The sequence below is a fragment of the Streptomyces sp. NPDC008139 genome (assembly GCF_042957025.1).
Taxonomy (GTDB): Bacteria; Actinomycetota; Actinomycetes; order Streptomycetales; family Streptomycetaceae; genus Actinacidiphila.
Genome location: NZ_JBIBHM010000020.1, coordinates 61,466 through 86,458, shown reverse-complemented (window position 1 = coordinate 86,458; position 24,993 = coordinate 61,466). Strand labels below are relative to the sequence as shown.

The 24,993-nt window shown below is 72.0% G+C and carries 18 protein-coding genes and 2 pseudogenes; 8 read left to right on the top strand and 12 right to left on the bottom strand.

The features are described 5' to 3' along the window. Positions 1 to 60 precede the first annotated feature (60 nt). From ACFZBB_RS32330 to bldG, 3 genes are all read right to left on the bottom strand, one after another. On the bottom strand, positions 61 to 2,448 hold the full coding sequence (locus ACFZBB_RS32330) for a sodium-translocating pyrophosphatase (protein ID WP_355346127.1): 2,388 nt from the start codon (positions 2,446 to 2,448) through the stop codon (positions 61 to 63). 360 nt (positions 2,449 to 2,808) lie between these two features. Continuing rightward, positions 2,809 to 3,222, bottom strand: a complete 414-nt coding sequence (locus ACFZBB_RS32325; RefSeq protein WP_391130021.1) for an ATP-binding protein — start codon at positions 3,220 to 3,222, stop codon at positions 2,809 to 2,811. Positions 3,223 to 3,301: 79 nt separating this feature from the next. Further along, positions 3,302 to 3,643 carry an anti-sigma factor antagonist BldG gene (bldG, locus tag ACFZBB_RS32320; RefSeq protein WP_031520166.1) on the bottom strand — a complete coding sequence of 114 codons (342 nt, stop codon included), beginning with the start codon at positions 3,641 to 3,643 and terminating at the stop codon, positions 3,302 to 3,304. A gap of 160 nt (positions 3,644 to 3,803) precedes the next feature. On the opposite strand from bldG, the gene ACFZBB_RS32315 reads away from it, so the two are divergent. Next, entirely contained in the window at positions 3,804 to 6,440 is a 2,637-nt protein-coding gene (locus ACFZBB_RS32315; protein WP_391130018.1) for a DEAD/DEAH box helicase, read from the top strand. A gap of 24 nt (positions 6,441 to 6,464) precedes the next feature. Here ACFZBB_RS32315 and ACFZBB_RS32310 read toward each other — a convergent pair. The 7 genes and pseudogenes from ACFZBB_RS32310 to ssd all read right to left on the bottom strand — a co-directional run. Then, positions 6,465 to 6,764 (bottom strand): annotated as a pseudogene (locus ACFZBB_RS32310) (Rv3654c family TadE-like protein); the annotation flags it as partial. After that, a complete protein-coding gene (locus ACFZBB_RS32305) occupies positions 6,761 to 7,132 on the bottom strand; it encodes a TadE family type IV pilus minor pilin (protein ID WP_391130015.1) in 372 nt (123 codons plus the stop codon). The pseudogene ACFZBB_RS32310 and the gene ACFZBB_RS32305, both read right to left, overlap by 4 nt. Then, a complete protein-coding gene (locus ACFZBB_RS32300) occupies positions 7,119 to 7,493 on the bottom strand; it encodes a DUF4244 domain-containing protein (protein ID WP_391130012.1) in 375 nt (124 codons plus the stop codon). Before ACFZBB_RS32300 ends, ACFZBB_RS32305 begins: the two co-directional genes overlap by 14 nt. 108 nt (positions 7,494 to 7,601) lie before the next feature. Then, on the bottom strand, positions 7,602 to 8,405 hold the full coding sequence (locus ACFZBB_RS32295; protein ID WP_391130009.1) for a type II secretion system F family protein: 804 nt from the start codon (positions 8,403 to 8,405) through the stop codon (positions 7,602 to 7,604). Between the two features lie 191 nt (positions 8,406 to 8,596). Continuing rightward, a pseudogene (locus ACFZBB_RS32290) lies at positions 8,597 to 9,622 on the bottom strand (type II secretion system F family protein); the annotation flags it as partial. A 277-nt stretch (positions 9,623 to 9,899) separates the two neighbouring features. Then, positions 9,900 to 11,054 (bottom strand): TadA family conjugal transfer-associated ATPase, encoded by a 1,155-nt coding sequence (locus ACFZBB_RS32285; protein WP_391130006.1) that lies wholly within the window; start codon positions 11,052 to 11,054, stop codon positions 9,900 to 9,902. Beyond that, entirely contained in the window at positions 11,051 to 12,160 is a 1,110-nt protein-coding gene (ssd, locus tag ACFZBB_RS32280; protein ID WP_391130003.1) for a septum site-determining protein Ssd, read from the bottom strand. Before ssd ends, ACFZBB_RS32285 begins: the two co-directional genes overlap by 4 nt. Before the next feature lie 439 nt (positions 12,161 to 12,599). On the opposite strand from ssd, the gene ACFZBB_RS32275 reads away from it, so the two are divergent. Continuing rightward, positions 12,600 to 13,445: an HAD family phosphatase gene (locus ACFZBB_RS32275; RefSeq protein ID WP_188282803.1), complete on the top strand. Its 846-nt coding sequence runs from the start codon at positions 12,600 to 12,602 to the stop codon at positions 13,443 to 13,445. 327 nt (positions 13,446 to 13,772) lie between these two features. Here ACFZBB_RS32275 and ACFZBB_RS32270 read toward each other — a convergent pair whose 3' ends face one another. Continuing rightward, positions 13,773 to 14,630, bottom strand: coding sequence for an oxidoreductase (locus tag ACFZBB_RS32270; RefSeq protein WP_391130001.1), 858 nt, complete (start codon positions 14,628 to 14,630; stop codon positions 13,773 to 13,775). Between the two features lie 106 nt (positions 14,631 to 14,736). Between ACFZBB_RS32270 and ACFZBB_RS32265 the strand changes: the two genes are divergently transcribed. Beyond that, on the top strand, positions 14,737 to 15,816 hold the full coding sequence (locus ACFZBB_RS32265; RefSeq protein WP_391129998.1) for an ATP-binding protein: 1,080 nt from the start codon (positions 14,737 to 14,739) through the stop codon (positions 15,814 to 15,816). Here ACFZBB_RS32265 and ACFZBB_RS32260 read toward each other — a convergent pair. Further along, positions 15,797 to 17,113, bottom strand: a complete 1,317-nt coding sequence (locus ACFZBB_RS32260; RefSeq protein ID WP_391129995.1) for a hypothetical protein — start codon at positions 17,111 to 17,113, stop codon at positions 15,797 to 15,799. The genes ACFZBB_RS32265 and ACFZBB_RS32260 overlap by 20 nt on opposite strands. Positions 17,114 to 17,355: 242 nt before the next feature. Here ACFZBB_RS32260 and ACFZBB_RS32255 point away from each other — a divergent pair, with 242 nt between their 5' ends. The 5 genes from ACFZBB_RS32255 to ACFZBB_RS32235 all read left to right on the top strand — a co-directional run bounded on the left by ACFZBB_RS32255 (position 17,356) and on the right by ACFZBB_RS32235 (position 24,922). Further along, a complete protein-coding gene (locus ACFZBB_RS32255; protein WP_391129992.1) occupies positions 17,356 to 19,584 on the top strand; it encodes a SulP family inorganic anion transporter in 2,229 nt (742 codons plus the stop codon). Between the two features lie 87 nt (positions 19,585 to 19,671). Next, positions 19,672 to 21,630, top strand: coding sequence for an acetate--CoA ligase (gene acs / locus ACFZBB_RS32250; protein WP_391129989.1), 1,959 nt, complete (start codon positions 19,672 to 19,674; stop codon positions 21,628 to 21,630). Between the two features lie 249 nt (positions 21,631 to 21,879). Beyond that, positions 21,880 to 23,271 (top strand): Na+/H+ antiporter NhaA, encoded by a 1,392-nt coding sequence (nhaA, locus tag ACFZBB_RS32245; RefSeq protein WP_391129986.1) that lies wholly within the window; start codon positions 21,880 to 21,882, stop codon positions 23,269 to 23,271. A gap of 45 nt (positions 23,272 to 23,316) precedes the next feature. Beyond that, complete coding sequence (locus tag ACFZBB_RS32240) at positions 23,317 to 23,880, top strand: phage holin family protein (protein WP_391129983.1); 564 nt, start codon at positions 23,317 to 23,319, stop codon at positions 23,878 to 23,880. A gap of 13 nt (positions 23,881 to 23,893) precedes the next feature. Beyond that, a complete protein-coding gene (locus tag ACFZBB_RS32235; RefSeq protein ID WP_391129979.1) occupies positions 23,894 to 24,922 on the top strand; it encodes an alpha/beta fold hydrolase in 1,029 nt (342 codons plus the stop codon). Positions 24,923 to 24,993: the final 71 nt, after the last annotated feature.

Below are 24,993 nucleotides of genomic sequence, written 5' to 3'. Positions count from 1 at the left end.
CCACCGAGCCCTCGACGGACCGGTGCCCTTGACGGCCCCGGCCCTTGACGGTGCGTCGGATCAGGCCACGGCGGCCGTGTCCGGGGTACGGGTCCCGGTGTCCCCGCCGTCGCCGTCGTCGTCGCCCTCCATCGCGATGCCGCGCCGCTTGGAGATGTAGACCGCGATGACGATGACGGCGATCGAGACCACCGCGACGGTGACGCGTACGCCGAGATTCGCGTCCACGCCGTAGCTGAACTTGACCACCGCGGGGGCGATCAGCAGCGCCACCAGGTTCATCACCTTCAGCAGCGGGTTGATGGCCGGGCCCGCGGTGTCCTTGAACGGGTCGCCGACCGTGTCGCCGATGACGGTCGCGGCGTGGGCCTCGCTGCCCTTGCCGCCGTAGTGACCGTCCTCGACGAGTTTCTTGGCGTTGTCCCAGGCGCCGCCGGAGTTGGCCAGGAACACCGCCATCAGCGTGCCCGCGCCGATCGCGCCCGCCAGGTACGAGGCGAGCGATCCGACGCCGAAGGTGAAGCCGACCGCCACGGGCGCGAGGACGGCGAGCAGGCCGGGGGTGGCCAGTTCGCGCAGCGCGTCCTTGGTGCAGATGTCGACCACCCGTCCGTACTCGGGCAGTTCGGTGCCGTCCATGATCCCCGGGTGTTCGCGGAACTGCCTGCGCACCTCGTAGACCACCGAACCCGCGGACCGGGAGACGGCGTTGATGGCGAGGCCGGAGAAGAGGAAGACGACGGCCGCGCCGAGCAGCAGCCCGACCAGGTTGTTGGGCTGGGAGATGTCCAGGGACAGCCAGCGGGCGTCGGAGGCCGCTGGATGGGCCTTGGCGACGGCGGTGTCGATGGCCTCCTTGAACGAGCCGAACAGGGCGGTGGCGGCCAGTACCGCGGTGGCGATGGCGATGCCCTTGGTGATGGCCTTCGTGGTGTTGCCGACGGCGTCGAGGTCGGTGAGCACCTGGGCGCCCTCGCCGTGCACGTCGCCGGACATCTCGGCGATGCCCTGCGCGTTGTCGGAGACGGGTCCGAAGGTGTCCATGGCGACGATGACGCCGACGGTGGTCAGCAGGCCGGTGCCCGCCAGCGCGACCGCGAACAGCGCGAGCCAGACGGAGGTCCCGCCGAGCAGGAAGGCGCCGTAGACGGACAGGCCGATCAGCACCGCCGAGTAGACCGCGGACTCCAGTCCGAGTGAGATCCCGGACAGGATGACGGTGGCGGGGCCGGTCAGCGAGGTCTTGCCGATGTCGCGGACCGGGCGCCTGGTGGTCTCGGTGAAGTAGCCGGTGAGCTGCTGGATCACCGCGGCCAGCACGATGCCGATGGCGACGGCGACCATCGCCAGGGTGCGCGGGTCGCCGGCGTGGCCGGAGATGTCGCTGTCGACGCCCTTGAGGTCGGCGTAGGAGGACGGCAGGTAGGTGTAGACGGCGATGGCGACGCCGATCAGGGAGATGACCGCGGAGATGAAGAAGCCGCGGTTAATGGCCGTCATGCCGCTGCGGTCGCTGCGGCGGGGGGAGACCGCGAAGATGCCGACCATGGCGGTGAGGACGCCGATCGCCGGGATGAGCAGGGGGAAGGCGAGGCCGGAGTCGCCGAAGGTCACCTTGCCGAGGATCAGCGCGGCGACCAGGGTGACGGCGTACGACTCGAAGAGGTCGGCCGCCATGCCCGCGCAGTCGCCGACGTTGTCACCGACGTTGTCGGCGATGGTCGCGGCGTTGCGCGGGTCGTCCTCGGGGATGCCCTTCTCGACCTTGCCGACCAGGTCGGCGCCGACGTCGGCCGCCTTGGTGAAGATGCCGCCGCCGACGCGCATGAACATCGCCAGCAGCGCCGCGCCGAATCCGAATCCTTCGAGCACCTTGGGCGCGTCGGCCTTGTAGATCAGGACGACGGCGGACGCGCCGAGCAGGCCGAGGCCCACGGTGAACATGCCGACGACGCCGCCGGTCCTGAACGCGATCCGCATCGCCCGGTGCGACACGTCGGTCAGGTCGGCCGGGGGTTCGCCGGGTGCCGGTGTCGCCGATCTGGCCGCGGCGGCGACCCGCACATTGCTGCGGACCGCCAGCCACATTCCGACATATCCGGTGACCGCGGAGAACACGGCGCCCACGAGAAAGAAGATCGACCGGCCGATCCGCTGCGAAGTGGTGTCCGAGGGCAGCAGCATGAGCAGGAAGAACGCCACCACGGCGAAAATTCCCAGGGTACGGAACTGCCGTGCGAGGTAGGCGTTGGCGCCTTCCTGCACGGCAGCCGCGATTTTCTTCATGCTGTCGGTGCCCTCGTCCGCTGCGAGCACTTGACGTACCAACACCGCGGCGAGCGCGAGTGCGCCCAGTGCGACGACGGCGATGATCCATACGAGGAGACGATTTCCGTCGGTCAGTACCGGTGTCGCGGCAAGCGTGTGAGGGGTAAGTGGCCCCGCCATTCGTCCTCCTTGACGTTTGGCGCATGGGCGTGCGGCTTCACGGCTCGACAAGCCGCAACGCTCAGGCGAGCTGAGCAAGATGGACGGATTGTAGGGAGCCGCAGCACTTCAAAACAGGGTGCCGCGTCGAAAAAGGATATTCGTGAACGCGGCGTTCGCCTGTGAACAGGAGTGAGTGTCGCCTGTGATCAGGCGAGAAAGATGATCTGAGGGGCGGCCGGGGGCCGCGTCGCGCTCAGAACGGTGTGCCCGGTCTGGCCGGTCGAGCCGGTCCGCCGGTCGAGCCGGTCCGCCGGTCGAGCCGGTCCGCCGGTCGAGGGGGCCGCCGGTCCACGGTCGGACGGGCGGGGCGGGCTACGGTCAGGCGGGCGGGGCGATCGGCCAGCTCATGCGGATCACACCGCCGGTGGCGGTCTCGGTGACCTCGACATCGTCGACCAGGCCGCTGATCACGGCGAGGCCCATCTCGCCCTCGTCGCTCAGCTCGTCACCCGCGGCGTCGGACGCGGAGCCCGAGGCGTTGCCCGGGACCTCGTCGGCGACCTCGATGGAGAACTTCTTCTCCTCCTCGGTCAGCATCACCCGGACCGGTTCTTCCACGCCGTTGCCACGGTGCAGACCCACCGCGCGGCTGCAGGCCTCGCCCACCGCGAGCCGTACTTCGTCCAGAACCGCCTCGTCCACCCCCGCCCGGCGCGCCACCGCCGCCGCTACGAGCCGTGCTGTTCGCACATGCTCCGGCTGGGCGCTGAAGAGCAGTTCTACGGTGGGCATGGCCTCCCCTTCGGTCCTTTGGGTGGGCATCACGGGGGCCCGGACGGTGATCCCGTCCGGTACCCCTCGACGGCGATCGTCAGTCGGTCGCCGCGACAGCCTCGTCGACCGAGGTGTGAATCGGGAACACCTTGGTCAGACCGGTGATACGGAAAATCTTCAGGATGCGCTCCTGGTTGCACACCAGTCGCAGCGATCCTTCATGAGCACGCACCCGCTTCAGCCCGCCGACGAGCACACCCAGGCCGGTGGAGTCGAGGAAGTCCACTCCCTCCATGTCCACGACCAGGTGGTAACTCCCGTCGTTCACAAGCTCCACAAGCTGTTCCCGCAGCTTGGGCGCGGTGTACACATCAATCTCGCCGCCGACTTCGACGATCGTACGATCGCCGACGGTTCGGGTCGACAGGGACAGGTCCACGGATCCTCCAGCACCTTGCATCGACGCGGCGCCCCCCTGGGGCCCCCACCAGAAGGTAGGGGACGGATCGACGGCCGCGATGGCATTCAATCACTTCGCAGCGGGCGAGCACGACGCCTTACTGCGATTGTCCGTCACGCCGGTGACACACTGAGTGCCGATGGCCCAGGATCATCTTCCGCAGTCGGCGCACGGCCGCCCGTCCCCCCGAACCGCTTTGGAGCGGCTCGCCAGGGGGGCAGACCGAGCCGCGCGCATCACCCATACGGAGCACCTGCCCCCGCGGGTCGGTCGCCATGCCTCCTGGCCCGACACGATCAGAAGCGAGGTCGTGGACGCGATCCGCGCGGCCGGGATCGACCGTCCCTGGGAGCACCAGGCGCTGGCAGCGGGCCACGCGGCGCGCGGCGAGTCGGTGGTGGTGGCCACCGGAACCGCCTCCGGGAAGTCGCTGGCGTATCTGGCACCGGTGCTCAGCGCCCTGCTGGACGGCTCCGAGGCGCCGAACGGCCGGGGCGCCACCGCGCTCTATCTGTCCCCCACCAAGGCCCTGGCCGCCGACCAGCGCCGCGCCGTCACCCGCCTCGCCGCGCCCCTGGGCACCGCGATCCGCCCCGCGGTCTACGACGGCGACACCCCCGTCGAGGAACGCGAGTGGGTCCGGCAGTACGCCACCTACGTGCTCACCAACCCCGACATGCTGCACCGCGGCATCCTGCCCGGCCACGCCCGCTGGGCCTCCTTCCTGCGTCAACTGCGCTACGTGGTGATCGACGAGTGCCACACCTACCGCGGTGTCTTCGGCTCGCACGTCGCCCAGGTGCTGCGCCGCCTGCGCCGGGTCTGTGCGCGGTACGGGGCCGAGCCGGTGTTCGTGCTCGCCTCCGCGACGGCCGCGGACCCGGCGCGGGCCGCCTCCCGGCTCACCGGGGTGCCGGTGGCCGAAGTGACCGAGGACACGTCGCCGCGCGGCGGCCTGGCCTTCGCGCTGTGGGAGCCGCCGCTGACCGAGCTGTCCGGCGAACACGGCGCTCCCGTGCGCCGCACCGCGACCGCCGAGACCGCGGAACTCCTCACCGACCTGGTCGTCCAAGGCGTGCGCAGCGTGGCCTTCGTCCGCTCCCGGCGCGGCGCGGAACTGGTCGCCCTGATCGCCCAGGAACGCCTGGCCGAGATCGACCCCTCGCTTCCCGGGCGGGTCGCCGCCTACCGCGGCGGCTACCTCGCCGACGAGCGCCGGGCCCTGGAACGCGACCTGCACTCCGGCCGCCTCCTCGGCCTCGCCTCCACCTCCGCCCTCGAACTGGGCGTGGACATCTCCGGCCTCGACGCGGTCCTGCTGGCCGGCTACCCGGGCACGCGGGCCTCGCTGTGGCAGCAGGCGGGCCGCGCCGGACGGACCGGGCAGGGCGCGCTGGCGATCATGGTCGGCCGGGACGACCCGCTGGACACGTACCTCGTCCACCACCCCGAGGCGATCTTCGAGCAGCCCGTCGAGAGCACCGTCCTGGACCCGGACAATCCCTACGTGCTGGCCCCGCACCTGTGCGCCGCCGCGGCCGAGCTGCCGCTCACCGACGACGACCTCGTCCTGTTCGGCCCCGAGGCGGCGTCGCTGATGCCGCAGCTGGAGAAGCGGGGGCTGCTGCGCCGGCGCGCGTCCGGCTGGTACTGGACCCGCCGCGAGCGGGCCGCGGACCTCACCGACATCCGCGGCGAGGGCGGCAGTCCCGTGCAGGTCGTGGAGACGGCGACCGGGCGGCTGCTGGGCACGGTGGACGCCTCCTCGGCGCACACCGCCGTCCACGACGGTGCCGTCCATCTCCACCAGGGCCGCACCTACCTGGTCAAGCGGCTCGACCTGGAGGACGGCGTGGCGCTGGTCGAGCCCGCCGACCCGTCCTACTCCACGATGGCCCGCGACACCACCGACATCCGGGTGCTCAGCGGCGACCTGGAGGAGCCGTGGGGCGAGGCGCGGATCCACTTCGGCTCCGTCGAGGTGACCCACCAGGTGGTGTCCTTCCTGCGCCGCAAACTGATCACCGGTGAGATCCTCGGCGAGACCAAGCTCGACCTGCCCCCGCGCACCCTGCGCACCCGGGCCGTGTGGTGGACCGTCACGGACGCGCAGCTGGACGCCGCCCGGATCCACCCCGAGGAGCTGCCCGGCGCCCTGCACGCCGCCGAGCACGCCGCGATCGGTCTCCTCCCGCTCTTCGCGACCTGCGACCGCTGGGACATCGGCGGGGTCTCCATACCCCTGCACGCCGACACCGGCCTGCCCACCGTCTTCGTCTACGACGGCCACCCCGGCGGCGCGGGCTTCGCCGAACGCGCCTTCCACACCGCCCGCACCTGGCTCACCGCCACCCGCGAGGCCATCGCCTCCTGCGAATGCGAATTCGGCTGCCCCTCCTGCGTCCAGTCCCCCAAGTGCGGCAACGGCAACGACCCCCTGGACAAGGCCGCCGCGGTCCGCCTCCTGGACTGCCTGCTGACGGCCGCCGCCGCCGAGGACGGTGCCGGGTCCGGGGCCGGGGCCGAAGCCGGTCCTGAGGCCGGTCATGAGGCCGGTCATGAGGCGGGGGACGGTGCCGGGACCGGGGCCGAAGCCGGTCCTGAGGCCGGTCCCGAGGCCGCGCCTGAGGCGGGGGACGGCGCCGGGGCCGAAGCCGGTCCTGAGGCCGGTCATGAGGCGGGGGACGGTGCCCGGTCCGGGGCCGCAGCCGGTCCCGAGGCCGCGCCCGGTTCCGCCTACGGTGGCCGGCCCGGGGTCGGGACCGGGGTCGAGTGACGGTCCCGCGCGGGACCGCACACGGGCGCCGTCGACCTCCGCAGTGACGTCGGAGATCTCGCCCGCCACCACGCAGCTCACCAGCCGGGCGCCCTGCGCCGCCGCCACCTCGGCCGCCAGCCCGCAGGCCCGCGTACGGCCCTCCAGCGCGTGGTCGGCCGCGGCGAGCGCCGCCAGATCCGCGGCGCCGCCCGCCCGGTGCCGGGCGATGACCGCCTCGTCCATGAAGAGCACGGCGGCGAAGACCGCGCCCAGCACGGCGATCAGTCCCAGTGACCACACAGTGGCGGAGCCCCGGTCCCCGCAGGGCGCGGGGGCCTTCACGGCTGCCCACCCCCGCCCACGGCGTCCTCCGCGAGCGCGACGGCCTCGGCCCGCAGGGTGACGGGGAAGCGCGGCACCGGGACGGTGACCCGGACCCGGATCAGGTCGCCCGACCGCTCCACGCCGACCCGCGCTCCGGACGGCGCGGCCTCCCGCGCCACCCGCAGCACCTCGCCCGGCGCCTCGGAGCGAGCCGCGGCACGCGCCCCCGCCCGCGCCGCGTCCACGCACCGCACCTGCGCCGCAGCCGCCATCAGGCCCCAGATCAGGGCGGCGGTGAGCGCCACCAGCATCGGGATCACCATGGCGGCCTCCGCCGTGACATACCCCTGGTCGCGCGGCGGGCGGCCCCGCTCAGAACGGCACATGGAGTGCCTTCACGATCACGCCGGTCAACGCCGAGCGCACCGGCCCGCTCGTCACGATCTTGTAGAGCACCGCCGCGAACCCGCACGCCGCGATCGTCCCCACCGCGTACTCGGCCGTGCTCATCCCCGCCTCCGCCGCCGTACGGCTCACGTCCCTGTACCGCGCCGCCCTCCGCCGCATCCGGGCTACCCACCGCCGCCGCTCGGCCCGCGCCAGGCGAACCGCGCGCGGCACCGGCGGCACCCGGAGCGCGGGCCTAGCCGAGGCCCTCGCGCCGGACGGGTTCTTCGAGTTGATCGAGTTCGCCGGGACCGTCTGGGCCGTCCGGGCGAGGTGCTGGTCCATCGTCTGATGTGTCATCGGGATCTCCTGGTGTCGTGGATGTGCGTGTGGGTGTGCGTATGGACATGGGTGTTCGAGTCGTTCGCTTCGGGTGGTGCGTCGGGCGCGGGCGGTCCGGGCGGGGTGTCAGCCCGTGCGGCCGAGGACGGTGCCCGCCAGGCCCATCACCACGGGAGCGACGCCGACCAGCAGGAAGGCGGGGAGGAAACAGACCCCCAGAGGCGCGGTGGCGTGTACCGCGGCCCGCCGGGCCCTGGCGAGCGCCGAACGGGCGTACGCGGTGCGGTAGTCCGCGGCCAGCCGGGACATCTCCGCGACCGGCGCGCTGCCAGTCGTGGAGGCGCGGGCCAGGCAGCGCCCCATCTCGCGGGCGGCGGGCAGCCGTCCGAACCGCTGCCAGCACTCCGCCGGGTCGCCGCCCAGCCGCAGCTCGGCCCTGACCCGTATCAGCGCGGTCCCGAGCGGCCCGGCCAACGACCGGCCCACGGCGCCCGCCGCTTCTCCGGGTGACGCCCCGGCGGCGAGGCAGGCGGCCATCAGGTCCGCGCAGAGCGGGAGTTCCGACGGATCGGGCTCCTCGTCCGCCCCGGAGCTCTCTGTGGCGTTCTGCCGCCCCCGGAGTGATCTCCTGACCCCGAGGGCCGTGAGGACCCCCACCAGGCCGCCCAGCGCCCCGCTGATCAACGTCGCGGCCCCCAGCCCGGCCGCGACCGGCGGACCCCAGTCGCGCAGCGGTCCCCTGAGCCGCCGCAGCGCCCGCCGCGGGGACTTCCTCGACCGCCCGGTCCCCAGCGCCGCGCGCAACCGCCGCGTCGCCGATCTCTCCCTCCGCGCCTCGGTCAGCGCCCCACCGACGGCGACCACCGCAGCCGCCACCAACGCGAGCGCCACGAGGGCTGTCCCCAGGCTGTGGACACTTCCGCCGTTCACGGCCGTCCCCGGTCCCGCGACCCCACCGGGGTCACCGCCTGTCCCCGGCCGGTCGCCGCGGAATCGATCACCGCGCCACCGGCCGCTGGAGAGCCGCCCCCCGAGGAACCGTCCCTCACGGAAACGGCGGCCGTCGGAGCGCCCTTCGCAGGACCGGGGGGCCGAGTTCTGGCCGCTGTCGGTCCGCCCGCTGCCGCCCGGATGATCCGCGCCGTCCACGCGAGCCCCGCCCACTCCAGGCAGCCGCCCGCGACCAGGCAGAGCAGTCCCGCCGGGTTGTGCAGCAGCACCCTCGAGGGGTCGGCGCCCAGGCCCGCGCCGAGCACGACGCCGAACAGCGGCAGCAGCGCGAGCAGCACCGCCGTGGACCTCGGACCCGCCAACTGGGCTCGCAGGTCGTCGCGTTGATCGGCGTCCGCCCGTAGCGCCGCGGCGACCCGGTCGAGCGCGGCGGCCAGTCCTGCGCCGCCCTCCACCGCGACCTGCCAGCAGGCGGCGACCGCGGCGAGCCCATGCGTCCCCGCGCCGAGCCGGGCCGCCTCCCGCAGCGCGTGCGGCACGTCGCCGCCGAATCTGGCCGCCGACAGCAGCATTCGTGCCGCGTCGGCGAGGTCGGGCGAGGCGGGCCAGGCCGCCGACTCGACCGCGTCGGTCAGCGCCGAGTGCGGTGGCCGTCCGGCCCTGAGGTCTCCGGCCACGGTGCCGCACAGTGCGCTCACCGCGACCGCCCCGCGCTCGGCCGCCGCCCGCTCGCCCCGCCGTCGCAACGCCCGCCCCATCAGCGGCACCGCCACGGCGCCCGCGACCACCGGCAGTACCGATCCCGTCAGCAGCCCCAGCCCACCGCCCACCGGCAGACACACCGCCTCGGGCCCGACCCGTCCGCGCCGACCGGCGAACCGTGCGGCGATCCGCAGCGGCTCCCACGCCCGGCGACGGCCCGCCGTCCGTCCGTCGCGCCACCGCGCAAGCCGGATCGCCCACTCGTGGCGGGCCGTCTCCCCCGCCTTCCTCAGCCGTGCCAGCGGATTCGCCCGCTGCTCACCAGTGACCGGCCCCCGCTCGCCCTCCCCCACATCTTCGGGTCCTGGTCCGATGAGCAGATCGCGCGCCCGGCGGCGGGGATCGGAGGTGGGCCAGCGCGTCACGAGGAGGGCCAAGCCAGCGCAGAGGGCAGCGGCCCACACGACCGAGGGCGGAAAGGTCGCCGCGCTCACGACGCACCTGCCCGGCGATGTCCGACCGCCGGCTCACGGCCCGGACCGCAGCACCAGCGAACCCCCGGGACCGCCAGAACACCTCGCCGGGCAGCAGCCCGCATGACCGAGGGTGGACAGACCGGGGCGCTCATGACGCACCCGCCCAGCGATGCGCGACCAGCAGCTCGCAGCCCAGGCCAGGGAGATTCGAGGTGCGCCAGCGAACCCCCGCGAGCAACAGAAACAGCACGCCGGGCGGCAGCCCGCACGACATCAGGTTGAGAAAGCGGGGCGCTCATGACGCACCCGCCGAGCACAGTGCCGCCAACCGGTCCCAGCCGGGGCCGCGTTCGTGGTGGCCGCGGGCATCGCGGAGCAGGGCGGGCAGGGTGGCGACCAGGCCGTCGGAGCCCCGCTTGAGTACGTGGATCTCCGCGAGGCGGCGCAGGCCGGAGCTGTCGCGGACGAGGTGGATGACGACGGCGAGTGCGGCGGCCAACTGGCTGTGCAGGGCGGCCCGATCGAGGCCCGCGGTGGAGCCGAGGGCTTCGAGGCGGGCCGGGACGTCGGCGGCGGCGTTGGCGTGGACGGTGCCGCAGCCGCCCTCGTGGCCGGTGTTCAGCGCGCTCAGCAGGTCGGTGACCTCGGCGCCGCGGACCTCGCCGACCACGAGCCGGTCGGGGCGCATGCGCAGCGCCTGGCGGACGAGGTCCCGCAGGGTGACGTGTCCCGCGCCCTCCTGGTTGGCGGGCCGGGTCTCCAGGCGGACGACGTGCGGGTGGTCGGGACGCAACTCGGCGGAGTCCTCGGCCAGGACGATGCGGGCCGCGGGGTCGACGAGGCCGAGCAGGCAGCTCAGGAGTGTGGTCTTGCCCGACCCGGTGCCGCCGCTGATCATGAACGACAGCCGGGCGTCGAGGACCGCGCGCAGCAGCCGGGCGGTCTCGGTGTCGAGCGTGCCGGCCGCGACGAGTTCGGCGAGGGTGAAGGCGCGGGCCCGCACGACGCGCAGCGACAGGCACGGCGAGCCGACCACGACCGGCGGCAGGACGGCGTGCAGCCGGGTGCCGTCGGGCAGTCGGGCGTCGACCCACGGGTGGGCGTCGTCCAGGCGGCGGCCGGCGGTGGTCGCGAGGCGTTGGGCGAGCCTGCGCACGGCGGTGGTGTCGGTGAAGCGGACGGCGGCGCGTTCGAGACCGCTGCCGCGGTCGATCCACACCTGGTCGGGTGCGTTGACGAGGATGTCGGTGACGGCGGGGTCGGCGAGCAGCGGCTCAAGCGGGCCCGCGCCGACGAGTTCGGAACGCAGTGCCGCGACCACGTCGAGGACTTCGCTGTCGCCGAGCAGGCGTCCGCGGGCGCGCAGCGCGGCGGCCACGCGTGCCGGGGTGGGTTCGCCGCCGTGTTCCGCCAGGTGCAGCCGTACGGCGTCGAGGAGTTCGGCGTTCATACCGTCACGCTCCCGCCGCTGGGCTGGGCCTGGGCGAGGAAGGCGGCGCAGAAGCGGGCGAGCGGGCCGCGACTCGCGGAGCCCGGTGGTCCGCTGCCGGACAGGGCGTCCGACAAGCCTGGTTCCGGAGGGAGTTGGCCCGCCAGCGGCAGGCCGACGAGGCGGGCGATCTCGTCGTCGGCGAGGCCGGAGGCGAAGGGGCCGCGGGCGACGACGCGCAGGTCCTTGAGGACCATGCCGACCGCCGCGGCGACGCGGGTGGCCGCGGCGACCGCCCGCAACTCGGCTGGTACGACGAGGAGTCCGACGTCGATCTGCGCGAGGGTCTCGGCGACCGCGTCGTCCACGCGCCGTGGCAGGTCGACCACGACGACTCCGCCGCGGCGGCGGGCGGCGCCGAGCACGGACCGCATGGCCTGGGGCGGGACGAGCACGGAGTCGCCGCGGTCCCAGCTCAGGACGCTCAACGCGTCGAGCCTGGGCAGGGATTCCTCCAGTGCCCCGCTGTTGACGCGCCCCCGTGAGTCGGCGAGGTCGGGCCAGCGCAGGCCGCCGACGCGCTCGGCGCCGAGCAGGATGTCGAGGCCGCCGCCGAGCGGATCGCCGTCGATGAGCATGGTGCGCCTGCCCGTAGCGGCCGCGGTGACGGCGAGCGCGCAGGCCAACGTGCTGGCGCCCGCGCCGCCCCGGCCGCCCACCACCCCGACGGTCAGGGCGGGTTCGCTCACGCCTTCGGCGATGTCGGCGATGCGGTCGACCAGCCAGGTCTCGGCGTCGGGCAGGAAGAGGACGTGGTCGGCGCCGATCGCGACGGCCCTGCGCCACACGTCGTGGTCGTGCAGATCACGCCCGACGACCAGAACTCCCTTGCGGCGGACGGCGTCCTGGACCCGGGAGGTGGCCTCGGCGCCGACCAGGACGAGGGGCGCGGTATCCCAACTCGTCGCGCGCGGGGGCGCGGTGAAGACCACCTCCGGTTCCGTACCGGCCGCGGCGCACAGCCGCAGCAGGTCGTCGAGGAGCGTTTCGTCCTCGGTGACAATCAGCGGGCCGCCCGGCCCTTCGATGGCGGTCGGCCGCTGGTCGGGTGTCGTCGATCCCGTCATTTCCTGTCCCCCGTCGCTTCTGACGCGAGCACCGGTGTGCATCGCCTGCGATCAGGTTGGGACAGACAGGAGAATTGAGATGATCTTGGTCGGAATCTGTGGACAACTCAGCGATTGTGGATAACTCCGCCACTCTCACGGGTGAGTTCGCCGACGCCTGGCAACGATTACGGACCGTCACACGTCGTACGCATCACAGCCGTGCCGCACGCGAGGGGGAACGACATGAGGATGCGAGTGGAAGGACGTCGCGAGAACGGGGAAAAGGCATCCGGACGTGCGACGACCCCCGCCGGGGGGGAGAGCGGGGGTCGTCCCCACGGTCCGACTCGGGGGGGGAGGAGCCAGACCGGGTTAGCACGGTCGCGAACGATCCGTGACTTCCATGGTGTACCCGAAGCCCTTCTCAGGCAAACCCACACGCCCGAGCTTACGCCGAATGGTGGTTGCCTATGCTCGTCACGTGGAAAACCACCTGCCACCGCGCACCGCGGCGTTCTTCGATCTCGACAAGACCGTGATCGCCAAGTCCAGCACGCTCGCCTTCGGGCGCTCCTTCTACCAGGGCGGTCTCATCAACAGACGTGCGGTATTGCGTACCGCATATGCCCAGTTCGTGTACTTGGTCGGTGGCGCGGATCACGACCAGATGGAAGGTATGCGCAAATACCTCTCCGAGCTGTGCCGGGGCTGGAATGTCCAGCAGGTGCGGGAGATCGTGGCGGAGACGCTGCATGACCTGATCGACCCGATCATCTACGACGAGGCGGCCTCGCTGATCGAGGAGCACCACGCCGCAGGACGCGACGTGGTGATCGTCAGCGCCTCCGGCTCCGAGGTGGTCCAGCCGATTGGCGCGATGCTGGGTGCCGACCATGTCGTAGCCACACGGATGGTCGTGGAGGACGGCGCGTACAACGGGGAGATCGAGCACTACGTCTACGGTCCCGCAAAAGCGGACGCCATCGCCGAGCTGGCGAAGTCGGAGGGCTACGACCTGGAGCGGTCCTTCGCGTACAGCGATTCGGTGACCGACATCCCGATGCTGGAGTCGGTCGGTCATCCGTACGCGGTCAATCCCGACCGGGCGCTGCGCAAGGAGGCCGTCTCACGTGACTGGCCAGTGCTGACTTTCAGCCGTCCCGTGCGGCTGAATCAGCGGATTCCGTCGCTGTCGATGCCGCCCCGGCCGGTGCTCGCGGCGGCGGCCGTGGGTGCGGCGGCCGCGACGGCCGGGCTGGTGTGGCTGGCGTCCCGACGCCGTCGGCCCGCCCTTATGTCCTGATTGATCCCAAAAGTAAAGAAGTCGGGCGAGGGGTTCCCCTCCGCCTCCCACGGCGGTACAAAGGACGTAGCGGCCCGCGAGACCACGGAGTTCCGAGAGGAAGACCGCAGTTCACAGCACCAGGCCCCACGGACCGAGCATGGAAGTCAGGCACCCACGCGGAGCCGACCCGCTTATCGGGCCAGCCGCACCAGGTGACGGGCGAAGATCCCGGCCTGATCGGCAATTACCGTGCACGCACTGGTAACTTGACGGACATGGCAGCGGCGGCACCTCAAGGTGCCGCCGCATCTCTTTTCAGCCACCACACATCCGGCGGTCGACCGCTCAGGCGGCGCCCCGCTGGAGCGCTTCGCACACCGCGACACTTTCGCGGACCCCGAGTTCCAGCGCCCGCCCGCAATGGCTGATCCACTGGACCATGCCTTCCGGAGTACCGGACGCGTATCCCTCCAGCGCCTTGAGATAACCGGCCCGGCCCAACTCCGCGTGACCGACCTCGGCCGGACAGATCGACTTCGGGTCGAGACCGCTGCCGACCAGCACGATCCGCTCGGCGGCCCTCGCGACCGGCCCGTTGAAGGAGCCGAAGGGCCGCAGGCACAACAATTCGCCGTGCACGACCGCGCCGACGACCAGCGCGGGCGCGTCGGTGCCCGCCCGCAGCAGGCCGGTCAGACCGTCCAGCCGGGCGGCGACCTCGGCCGGGTCGGGCAGCGGGATCTCGGCGATCTCGACCAGCGGCTCGTCCACCGGCTCCCCCGCCAGCCGCGGGCGGCCCACCGTCGGCTCGTCCGCCACTCCGCCCGCCGCCACCAGGTGCAGCCGGGCGAGCGCCTGCACGGGCGACTGCCGCCAGACACTGAGCAGTTGACCGGCCTCGGCGGTCAGCCGCAGCGCCGCGCCGACCGTACGCGCCTGCTCGTCGGCCGAGAAGTCGCTGCGCCTGCGCACCTCCTCCAGCGGCCAGTCGGCGCCGGCCAGCGCCGCGGACCCGCGGGCACCGCGCAGCGCCGCCTCCGATGTGACCTCGGTGGACCGGCGCCGCATCACCCGGTGCCCGTAGACCTTGTCCACCGCCTGCCGTACGGCGTCCACCGATTCGGGTACGCCCGGCAGCGCGCCGAGGACAGCCATCGGGTCCGTCCGACCGGCGGCGGGAGCGGGATCAGCGTTCGTAGCCATGGTTCCGACCCTAGCCACCCCCCAACCCGCGGAACGACCCCGAAAGAGTGGCCTTCCCCACTCCGAACGCTCACAATCCGTATCCATGCCACTACGCTTGGCGAACATGAAGATCGCTTTCGTCGGGAAGGGCGGCAGCGGCAAGACCACGCTGTCCTCCCTCTTCATCCGCCATCTCGCCGCCTCCCGCGTACCGGTCATCGCGATCGACGCGGACATCAACCAGCACCTCGGCCCGGCGCTCGGGCTGGCGGAGGACGACGCCGCCGCGCTGCCCGCGCTCGGCGCGCACCTGCCGGAGATCAAGGAATACCTGCGCGGCGCCAACCCCCGGATCACCTCCGCCGAGACCATGATCAAGACCACCCCGCCCGGCCGCGGCTCGCGGCTGCTGCGGCTGGTCGAGGACAACCCCGTCTACGCGGCCTGCGCGCGCACCGTGCACCTGGACCGAGGCCACGGAGTCGACGGGGGCACAGAGAGCGCCGGGGACGCCGGGGGCGACACCGCGCGGCTGATGGTCACCGGCCCCTTCAATGAGTCCGATCTCGGCGTCGCCTGCTACCACTCCAAGGTCGGCGCGGTCGAACTCTGCCTGAACCACCTGGTGGACGGCCGCGACGAGTACCTGGTCGTGGACATGACGGCGGGCAGCGACTCCTTCGCCTCCGGGATGTTCACCCGCTTCGACATGACGTTCCTGGTCGCCGAGCCGACCCGCAAGGGCGTGGCCGTCTACCGCCAGTACAAGGAGTACGCCCGCGACTTCGGCGTCGATCTCGCGGTCGTCGGCAACAAGGTGCGGGACGCGGACGACCTGGCCTTCCTGCGCGCCGAGGTCGGCGACGACCTGCTGGTCACCGTCGGGCACTCGGACTGGGTGCGCGCGATGGAGAAGGGCAGGCCGCCGCGGTTCGCGCGGCTGGAGGAGGACAACCGCCGCGCGCTGCGCACGCTGCACGAACGGGCGGACGCCACGTACGAGCGCAGGGACTGGGCGCGCTACACCCAGCAGATGGTGCACTTCCACCTCAAGAACGCGGAGAGCTGGGGAAACGCGAAGACGGGCGCCGACCTGGCGGCGCAGGTCGACCCCGACTTCGTGCTCGGCGAACGGGAACGGGAACGGGAACGGCACGAGCAGTTGCCCCACCCCGCTGCGGCCGCTAGCGCACAGCCGGCCTGATCCGCTCGGGACCGCCCGCCGTCGCGGCGGCGGGCGCTCCGCCCATGAAGGTGTTCCAGCCGTCCTTGGGCGCCTGGCCGACGTCCAGCGTCCGCAGCCGCGCGAGCACCGCAGGGTCCTGCGCGTCCATCCAGTCCGCGACCTGCTTGAAGCTGACGCAGCGCACGCCTTCCTTGCCGCAGACCTCCTTGACGGTGTCCTCGACGGCCTTCATGTAGACGCCGCCGTTCCAGGACTCGAAGTGGTCGCCGATGAAGAGCGGGGCGCGGTTGCCGTTGTAGGCGCGCTCGAAGGCGGCGGCCAGTCCGTCGTGCATCTGCTTGCCCCAGGCGGCCTGCTTGGCGGGGTCGCCGTGCACGGTGCCCGACTGGTTGGCGAGGAAGTTGTAGTCCATGGAGAGCGTCTCGAAGGCGCGTCCCGGCACCGGGATGTCCTGGAGCGGGAAGTCCCAGACGCCGTCGATCTTGGAGGGCCAGGTCTGTCGGCCGCCGATCGAGCTGGCATCGTAGCGGAAGCCCGCGGCCTTGGCGGCCGGGATGAGATTGTGCTGGCCCTCCAGGCACGGGGCGCGCCCGCCGACCAGTTCCTTGCTGTAGTCGAAGGGCAGCGGGTCGAGCTTGGTGAGGCCGGAGTTGGTCTTCCAGTTCTTCACGAAGCCCTCGGCCTGCTGGATCTCGCTGGACCACTCGTCGCTCGACCAGGTGCCGACGCCGCCGTTGGGACCGCAGAAGTGGCCGTTGAAGTGGGTGCCGATCTCGCTGCCGTTCTGCCAGGCGAGGCGCAGTTCGCGCAGGGTGTCGGTGATGCCCTGGCGGTCGTTGAAGCCGATGTCGGAGGCGCCGCGCGGGTGCTTGGGCGGGGCGTAGACGTCCTTGTGGTCGCCGGGCAGCAGGTAGACGCCGCTGAGGAAGTACGTCATCGCCGCGTTGTAGCGCTCGCCGACCTCGCGGAAGTGCGAGAAGAGCTTCTGGCTGTCCTCGCCCGCGCCGTCCCAGGAGAACACGACGAGCTGCGGCGGCCGCTCCCCCGGCTTGAGGCGCGCGAAGACCGGCTGATGGGGCTGCGGGCCGGTGTCGGCGGTCGAACCGTCGCCGATGAGCCGGACGGCGTGGGGCGCCGCGGCTTCGGGGTGGGTGCCCGCGTTGCCGGGCTCGGCGCGGCCGACGACCGGGGCGGCGCCGGGGCCGGACCCGGCGGCTGATCCGGAGCCCGAGCCGTCGGCGGCGGAGCACGCGACCGCGCCTGCGGCCAGCGCGGCTACGGCGAGTAGCGCCGGTGCCTTGCGCAGGGAGTGCATTCGTACCTCACATCACAGAAAAAGGGATTTGCCCAAAAAGTGACATGTGACCGTGTCGTGACCGCAACGACCTGGCCGTTCATCTGCCAATTCACTCGATAGCAGTAAATAAAGCCCCGATCAAACCTCTGGACTTCACTCTCCGCAATCGGTCGATTACTCTCCATTTACTGACGCTTGAGAGTAGCGAGCGATAACGCTCCGCAATCACGTCCCGCCGCCCACCGAAGGAGACGGGAATTATGCAGAGAATCCACCGGTCCGATCTGTCCGCTTCGATCACGGTCTTCCTGATCGCCGTCCCGCTGTCGCTCGGCCTCGCGCTGGCGACCGGGGCCCCCCTCCAGTCCGGCCTCGTCGCCGCGGTCGTCGGCGGCATCGTCGCCGGGCTGCTCGGCGGGGCGCCCCTCCAGGTCAGCGGCGCCGCGACCAGCCTGGTCGTGGTCACCGCCGACCTCGTCCACCGTTACGGCTGGCGCAGCACCTGCGCCATCACCGTGCTCGCCGGGCTCGCGCAGCTCGTGCTCGGCATGGCGCGGGTGGCCAGATCCGCGCTCGCGGTCAGTCCCGCCATCGTCCACGGCATGCTCGCGGGCATCGGTATGGTCATCGCCCTCGGCCAGCTTCATGTGGTCCTCGGCGGCAGCCCGCAGAGCTCCGCCCTCGACAACATCACCGCGCTGCCCGGCCAGTTGGCGGTCACCAACCCGGCCACACCCGCCATCGGCGCGATCACCGTGGCCGTACTGCTCGGCTGGCGGCGGCTGAGAGGCAGGGCGGGACGGCTGCTCGGCGCGATCCCCGCGCCGCTGGCCGCGGTCGTGCTGTCCACCGCCGTGAGCGCGGGACTGTCGCTGCCGCGCGTGAATCTGCCCGCGTGGAGCGCGCCCGTGCTGCCCACCCTGCCCTCGGGGCCGGTCCTCGGTGTGGTCGCCGCCGTGCTCACCGTCACCCTGGTCGCGAGCATGGAGTCGCTGCTGTCCGCGGTCGCCGTCGACACCCTTCAGGGCCGGCGTCCGGGACCGCACGCCCCGCCGGCCAAGCTCGACCGCGAACTGCTCGGCCAGGGCGCGGCCAACATGGTGTCGGGCCTGCTCGGCGGCCTGCCGGTGGCCGGCGGCGCGATCCGCGGCTCGGCCAATGTCGAAGCGGGCGCGGTGACGCGCCGCGCCACCGTGATGCACGGCGTGTGGGTGCTGCTCTGCGCCGGGCTCGCCTCCTGGGCGCTGGAGCTGATCCCGCTGGCCGCGCTCGCCGCCCTGGTGATGCTGGTCGGCGTCCGCATGGTGAGCTTCGCGCACATCAGACACGTCCAGCGGCACCGCGAATTCCCGGTGTACGCGGCCACGCTCGGCTCGGTGGTGCTGTTCGGTGTGCTCCAGGGCGTGATCGTGGGGATCGTGGTCGCGCTGTGCCTGTCGCTGCGCCGCCTGACGCACACGCGGGTCACCGTCACCGAGGAACCGGAGTGCCACCGGGTGCGGGTCACCGGCCAGTTGACGTTCCTGGCGGTGCCCCGGCTGACCCGGGCCTTCACCCAGGTCCCCGACGGGGCCAACGCGGTGGTGGAGCTGGACGGCTCCTTCATGGACCACGCGGCCTACGAGGCGCTGAACGCCTGGTGCGCCAGGCACCGTTCGCGCGGCGGACACGCGACGCTCGGCGACGCGGTCGGACGGACCGTCAGCGAACCGGTGAGCGCGCACGCCTGCCGCCCCTGGACGCCGTGGCGCAACCACCACTGCACCCGCTCCGGCACCGTGCCCGCCACCAGCGGTGGTCAACTGCTCGGCGGCGTCAGCGCCTTCCAGCGCAACACCGCGCCGCTGGTCCGCGAGGAGCTGGCGCGGCTGGCCCGCGAAGGACAGCGGCCCGGCCAGCTCTTCCTCACCTGTGCGGACTCCCGGCTGGTCACCAGCATGATCACGTCAAGCGGCCCCGGTGACCTCTTCACGGTGCGCAATGTGGGCAATCTGATGCCGCCGCCCGGCTCCGACGCCTCCTGCGACTCGGTGGCCGCCGCCGTCGAGTACGCGGTGGACGTGCTCCAGGTCTCCAGCATCACGGTGTGCGGGCACTCCGGCTGCGGCGCGATGCAGGCGCTGCTGGGCTCCGATCACGAGCCCGGCGCGCAGACCCCGCTGGCCCGGTGGCTGCGGCACGGCCGCCCCAGCCTGGCGCGGCTCGGCCGGATCGGCAGACTCGGCCGCGGCGAGGTGGCGCTCGCGGACCGGCCGGTCGCCGACGACCTCGAAAGGCTGAGCCTGGTCAATGTGATGCAGCAGCTCGAACACCTGATGGCGCACCCCTGCGTGGCGCGTCGGGTCAGCGAGGGCACGCTCCAACTGCACGGCATGTACTTCCATGTCGCGGAGGCGCAGGCGTACATCCTGGACGGTTCGACGAGTGTGTTCGCGGCGGTGGGGCCTGACGCCGCACCGGACACCGCCCGGGAGGCCGCAAAGGTCTAAACCATTTTTCGGGTAGCTATTGTCAGGGTGGCCCAGGACTGGTGAGGTAGTGCTGGGACATGTGGGACACCCTGACAAGGAGCTGGCGTGAGCAGCAACGAGAGCCTGGCCAACCTGCTGAAGGAGGAGCGGCGGTTCGCTCCCCCGGCCGAACTGGCGGCGTCCGCCAACGTCACGGCGGACGCGTACGAGCAGGCGGCGGCCGACCGGCTGGGGTTCTGGGCCGAGCAGGCCCGCCGTCTGACCTGGGCCACCGAGCCCACGCAGACCCTGGACTGGTCGAACCCGCCGTTCGCGAAGTGGTTCGCCGACGGTGAGCTGAATGTCGCGTACAACTGCGTCGACCGTCATGTGGAGGCCGGGAACGGCGACCGGGTCGCCATCCACTTCGAGGGCGAGCCCGGCGACAGCCGCAGCATCACCTACGCGGAGCTGAAGGACGAGGTCTCCCGCGCCGCCAACGCGCTGACCGAACTGGGCGTCGAGAAGGGCGACCGGGTCGCGGTCTACCTGCCGATGATCCCCGAGGCAGTCATCGCGATGCTGGCCTGCGCCCGGATCGGCGCCGCGCACTCGGTGGTCTTCGGCGGCTTCTCCGCCGACGCCGTCGCGTCCCGGATCGCCGACGCCGACGCCAAGCTCGTCATCACCTCCGACGGCGGCTACCGGCGCGGCAAGCCGTCCGCGCTCAAGCCCGCCATCGACGACGCCGTCTCGCGCTCCCCGCAGGTCACCAACGTCCTGGTGGTGCGCCGCACCGGCCAGGACGTGGAGTGGACCGAGGGCCGGGACGTGTGGTGGCACGAGATCACCGGGCGCCAGTCCGCGGAGCACACCGCGCAGCCCTTCGACGCCGAGCACCCGCTGTTCATCCTCTACACCTCGGGCACCACCGGTAAGCCCAAGGGCATCCTGCACACCTCGGGCGGCTACCTCACCCAGGCCAGCTACACCCACCACGCGGTCTTCGACCTCAAGCCGGAGACCGACGTCTACTGGTGCACCGCCGACATCGGCTGGGTCACCGGCCACTCGTACATCGTCTACGGCCCGCTCTCCAACGGCGCCACCCAGGTGATCTACGAGGGCACGCCGGACACCCCGCACCAGGGCCGGTTCTGGGAGATCGTGCAGAAGTACGGCGTCACGCTGCTCTACACCGCGCCCACCGCGATCCGCACGTTCATGAAGTGGGGCGACGACATCCCCGCGAAGTTCGACCTGACGAGCCTGCGCGTGCTGGGCAGCGTCGGCGAGCCGATCAACCCCGAGGCGTGGGTCTGGTACCGCGAGCACATCGGAGGCGGCAGGACCCCGATCGTGGACACCTGGTGGCAGACCGAGACCGGCGCCATGATGATCTCCCCGCTGCCCGGTGTCACCGAGACCAAGCCCGGCTCCGCGCAGCGCGCGCTGCCCGGCATCGCCGCGACCGTCGTGGACGACGAGGCCAACGAGGTGCCGGACGGCTCCGGCGGCTACCTGGTCCTCACCGAGCCGTGGCCGTCGATGCTCCGCACCATCTGGGGCGACGACCAGCGCTACATCGACACCTACTGGTCCCGTTTCCCCGGCCGCTACTTCGCGGGCGACGGCGCCAAGAAGGACGAGGACGGCGACATCTGGCTGCTCGGCCGGGTCGACGACGTCATGCTCGTCTCGGGCCACAACATCTCCACCACCGAGGTCGAGTCGGCGCTGGTCTCGCACCCGAAGGTCGCCGAGTCCGCCGTCGTCGGCGCCGCCGACGCCACCACCGGGCAGGCCATCGTCGCGTTCGTCATCCTGCGCGGCACCGCGGAGGACAGCGCGGACCTCGCGGGCGCGCTGCGCGACCACGTCGGCAAGACGCTCGGCCCGATCGCCAAGCCCAAGCGGATCCTCATCGTCAACGAGTTGCCCAAGACCCGCTCCGGCAAGATCATGCGCCGCCTGCTGCGCGACGTCGCGGAGAACCGCGAGCTGGGGGACGTCACCACCCTCACCGACTCCACGGTGATGGACCTCATCCAGAGCAAGCTGCCGAGCGCACCCAGCGAGGACTGACACCCGGCGCCACCACCCCTGGCGCCACCACCCCCTGGCGTCACCACACCCGCGCGACCACACCCATGAGGGGCGCCCCGGCAACCACCGGGGCGCCCCTCACACGTTCGGGTTAGGCTGACGACACATCGCGGCAGCACCGCGACAAAACTTAAGGGCGCGCCGGGAAGTCTGGTCGGCACACGGGACACCTGTGTCCGCAGCCAGCCGCACCCGCCCAGGAGGCCGCCCCCATGACCGAGTACCCGCGTGACTGAGCAACCGCGCCGTCGCGCCGACACCGTCCTAGGACGGCTGCCGCTCCCGGAACGCACCTTCGTCCTCGACGCGCTGCGCGCGGAGACCGTCGGCGGAGTCCTGCTCCTGGTGGCCGCCGTGGTGGCGCTGATCTGGGCGAACACCCTGCACCACAGCTACGAGAGCGTCAGCCACTTCCACTTCGGCGTCTCCACGCTCGGCCTCGACCTGTCCGTCGCGCACTGGGCGGCGGACGGCCTGCTCGCCGTCTTCTTCTTCGTGGCGGGCATCGAGCTGAAGCGCGAACTGGTCGCGGGCGAGCTGCGCACCCCCTCGGCCGCCGCGCTCCCGGTGATCGCGGCCATGTGCGGCATGGCGGTCCCCGCGATCTTCTACACCGTCGTCAGCGCCACCGGCGGCGGCTCCCTCAAGGGCTGGGCCGTCCCCACCGCCACCGACATCGCCTTCGCGCTCGCGGTCCTCGCCGTCATCGGCACCGCCCTGCCCGCCGCTCTGCGCGCCTTCCTGCTCACCCTCGCCGTCGTCGACGACCTCTTCGCCATCCTGATCATCGCCGTCTTCTTCACCTCCTCGATCAACTACGCCGCGCTCGGCGGAGCGGCGGCCGGGCTGGTCGTCTTCTGGCTGCTGCTGCGCTCGGGAGTACGCGGCTGGTACGTGTACGTGCCGCTGGCGCTGGTGATCTGGGGCCTGATGTACAACAGCGGCGTGCACGCCACCATCGCGGGCGTCGCCATGGGCCTGATGTTGCGCTGCACCAGGCGCGAGGGTGAGCGCGAATCTCCCGGCGAGCACATCGAGCACCTGGTGCGGCCGATCTCGGCGGGCCTTGCCGTGCCGCTGTTCGCCCTGTTCTCGGCCGGGGTCGCGGTCTCGGGCGGCTCGCTGCGCGATGTGTTCACCAAGCCCGAGACGCTCGGTGTGCTGATCGGACTGGTGGCCGGAAAGATCGTCGGCGTGTTCGGCGGCACCTGGCTGGCGGCCCGCTTCACCCGGGCGCAGCTCAACGCCGACCTCAAATGGCCCGACGTCCTGGCGGTCGCCTCGCTCGCCGGGATCGGCTTCACCGTCTCCCTGCTGATCGGCGAACTCGCCTTCAAGGACGACGCGCTGCTCGCCGACGAGGCGAAGGCCGCCGTCCTGGTCGGCTCGCTGCTCTCCGCGGTGCTGGCGACGATTCTGCTGAAGCTGCGGAACAACAAATACCGCGCCTTGTGCGACGAGGAGGAGCGCGACGAGGACGGCGACGGGGTCCCCGACGTGTACGAGCAGGACCAGCCCGCCTACCACCTGCGGATGGCCGAGATCCTGGAACGGAAGGCCGCGGAACACCGCAGGCTCGCCCGTCTGGCCCGGGGCGACGGCGGAGATGACTCCGGCTGAGGCATGATCTGACGGAACGACAACGATTTGACGACGGAGGACGCAATGAGCGCAGCCCACGACGACGACGGGCGCAGCCTCGGCCAGTTGTTCGCCTCCGCCACGGCGGATGTCTCCGCCCTGGTGCACGACGAGATCGCCCTCGTCAAGGTGGAACTGCGGCAGGACGTGAAGCGGGCGCTGTTCGGCAGCGGCGCGATCGGTGTCGCCCTGACCCTGGCCTTCTTCGCCATGCCGATGTTCAGCATGGCCGCCGCGTACGGCATCCACGCGCTCGGGATCACCCTGGGGTGGTCGTTCCTGATCGTCGCCGGGGCGTACGTGCTGATCGCCGCGCTCCTCGGCCTGGTCGCGTACGGCCGGTTCAAGAAGGTGAAGAAGCCGGAGCGCTCCATCGAGTCGGCCAAGCAGACCGCAGCGGTGATGAAGAACGCGAAGCCGCACCCGCGTCCGCTGGACACGGCCACGAGTCTGGACAAGGCCGCCGCCAAGCCCGCGCTGCCCCGCGCGGACAGGGACGCGGGACGCGGCGGCGTCCGGGATTCGGTGTCCGGCGCCGGGCCGGATTCGATGGCCGGTTCGACCAGAGCACCCGACCTGAAGATGTGACACTCTCTCCACCATGAGGGTCGTCGGCAGGTCGGGCAGTGCCACGGGAAACGACAGCGGAAGCGGTTCGGGAAATGAGTCGCGGAACGGCTCGGGGAACGGGCCGGGAACCGGGCCGTCAGGTGCGGGCGGCGGCGGTTCCGTCCCCCGCCTCGAAGGGCCATGGACCCACCGTGACGTGGCCGCGAACGGCGCACGCTTCCACATCGCCGAGATGGGCGACGGCCCGCTCGTCCTCCTGCTGCACGGCTTCCCGCAGTTCTGGTGGACCTGGCGGCACCAGCTGCCCGCACTCGCCGAGGCCGGTTTCCGTGCGGTGGCGATGGACCTGCGGGGGGTGGGCGGCAGCGACCGTACGCCGCGCGGTTACGACGCGGGCAACCTCGCGCTCGACGTCACCGGGGTGATCAGGTCGCTGGGCGAGCCGGACGCCGCGCTGGTCGGCCACGACCTCGGCGGCTACCTGGCGTGGACGGCCGCGACGATGCGGCCCAAGCTCGTACGCCGCCTCGCGGTCGAGTCGATGCCGCACCCGCGCCGCTGGCGCAACGCGATGCTGACCGACCTGCGGCACAGCAAGTCGGGCGCCTACATCTGGGGCTTCCAGTCGCCCTGGCTGCCGGAGCGTCACCTGGTGGCGGACGACGCGGAGTTGGTCGGCCGACTGATCCACCAGTGGTCGGGGCCGCGGCTGCCGGACGACGAGGCCGTGGACGTCTACCGGCGCGCGATGCAGATCCCCTCGACGGCACATTGCGCGGTCGAGCCGTACCGCTGGATGGTGCGGTCGATGGCGCGGCCCGACGGCATCCAGTTCAACCGGCGGATGAAGCGGCCGGTCCGGGTGCCGACGCTGCACCTGCACGGCTCGCTCGACCCGGCGATCCGCAGCCGCAGCGCGGCGGGCAGCGGGGAGTACGTCGAGGCGCCTTACCGCTGGCGGCTCTTCGACGGCCTGGGGCACTTCCCGCACGAGGAGGACCCGGCCGCGTTCTCGACCGAGCTGATCAACTGGTTGAAGGACCCGGAGCCGGACCGCTGAGCCGTACGCTCCCGACGGGCCCAAGCCGCCGCCTCCGCACGGCCTCGCGCCGTAACTGACTCACTCTCAGC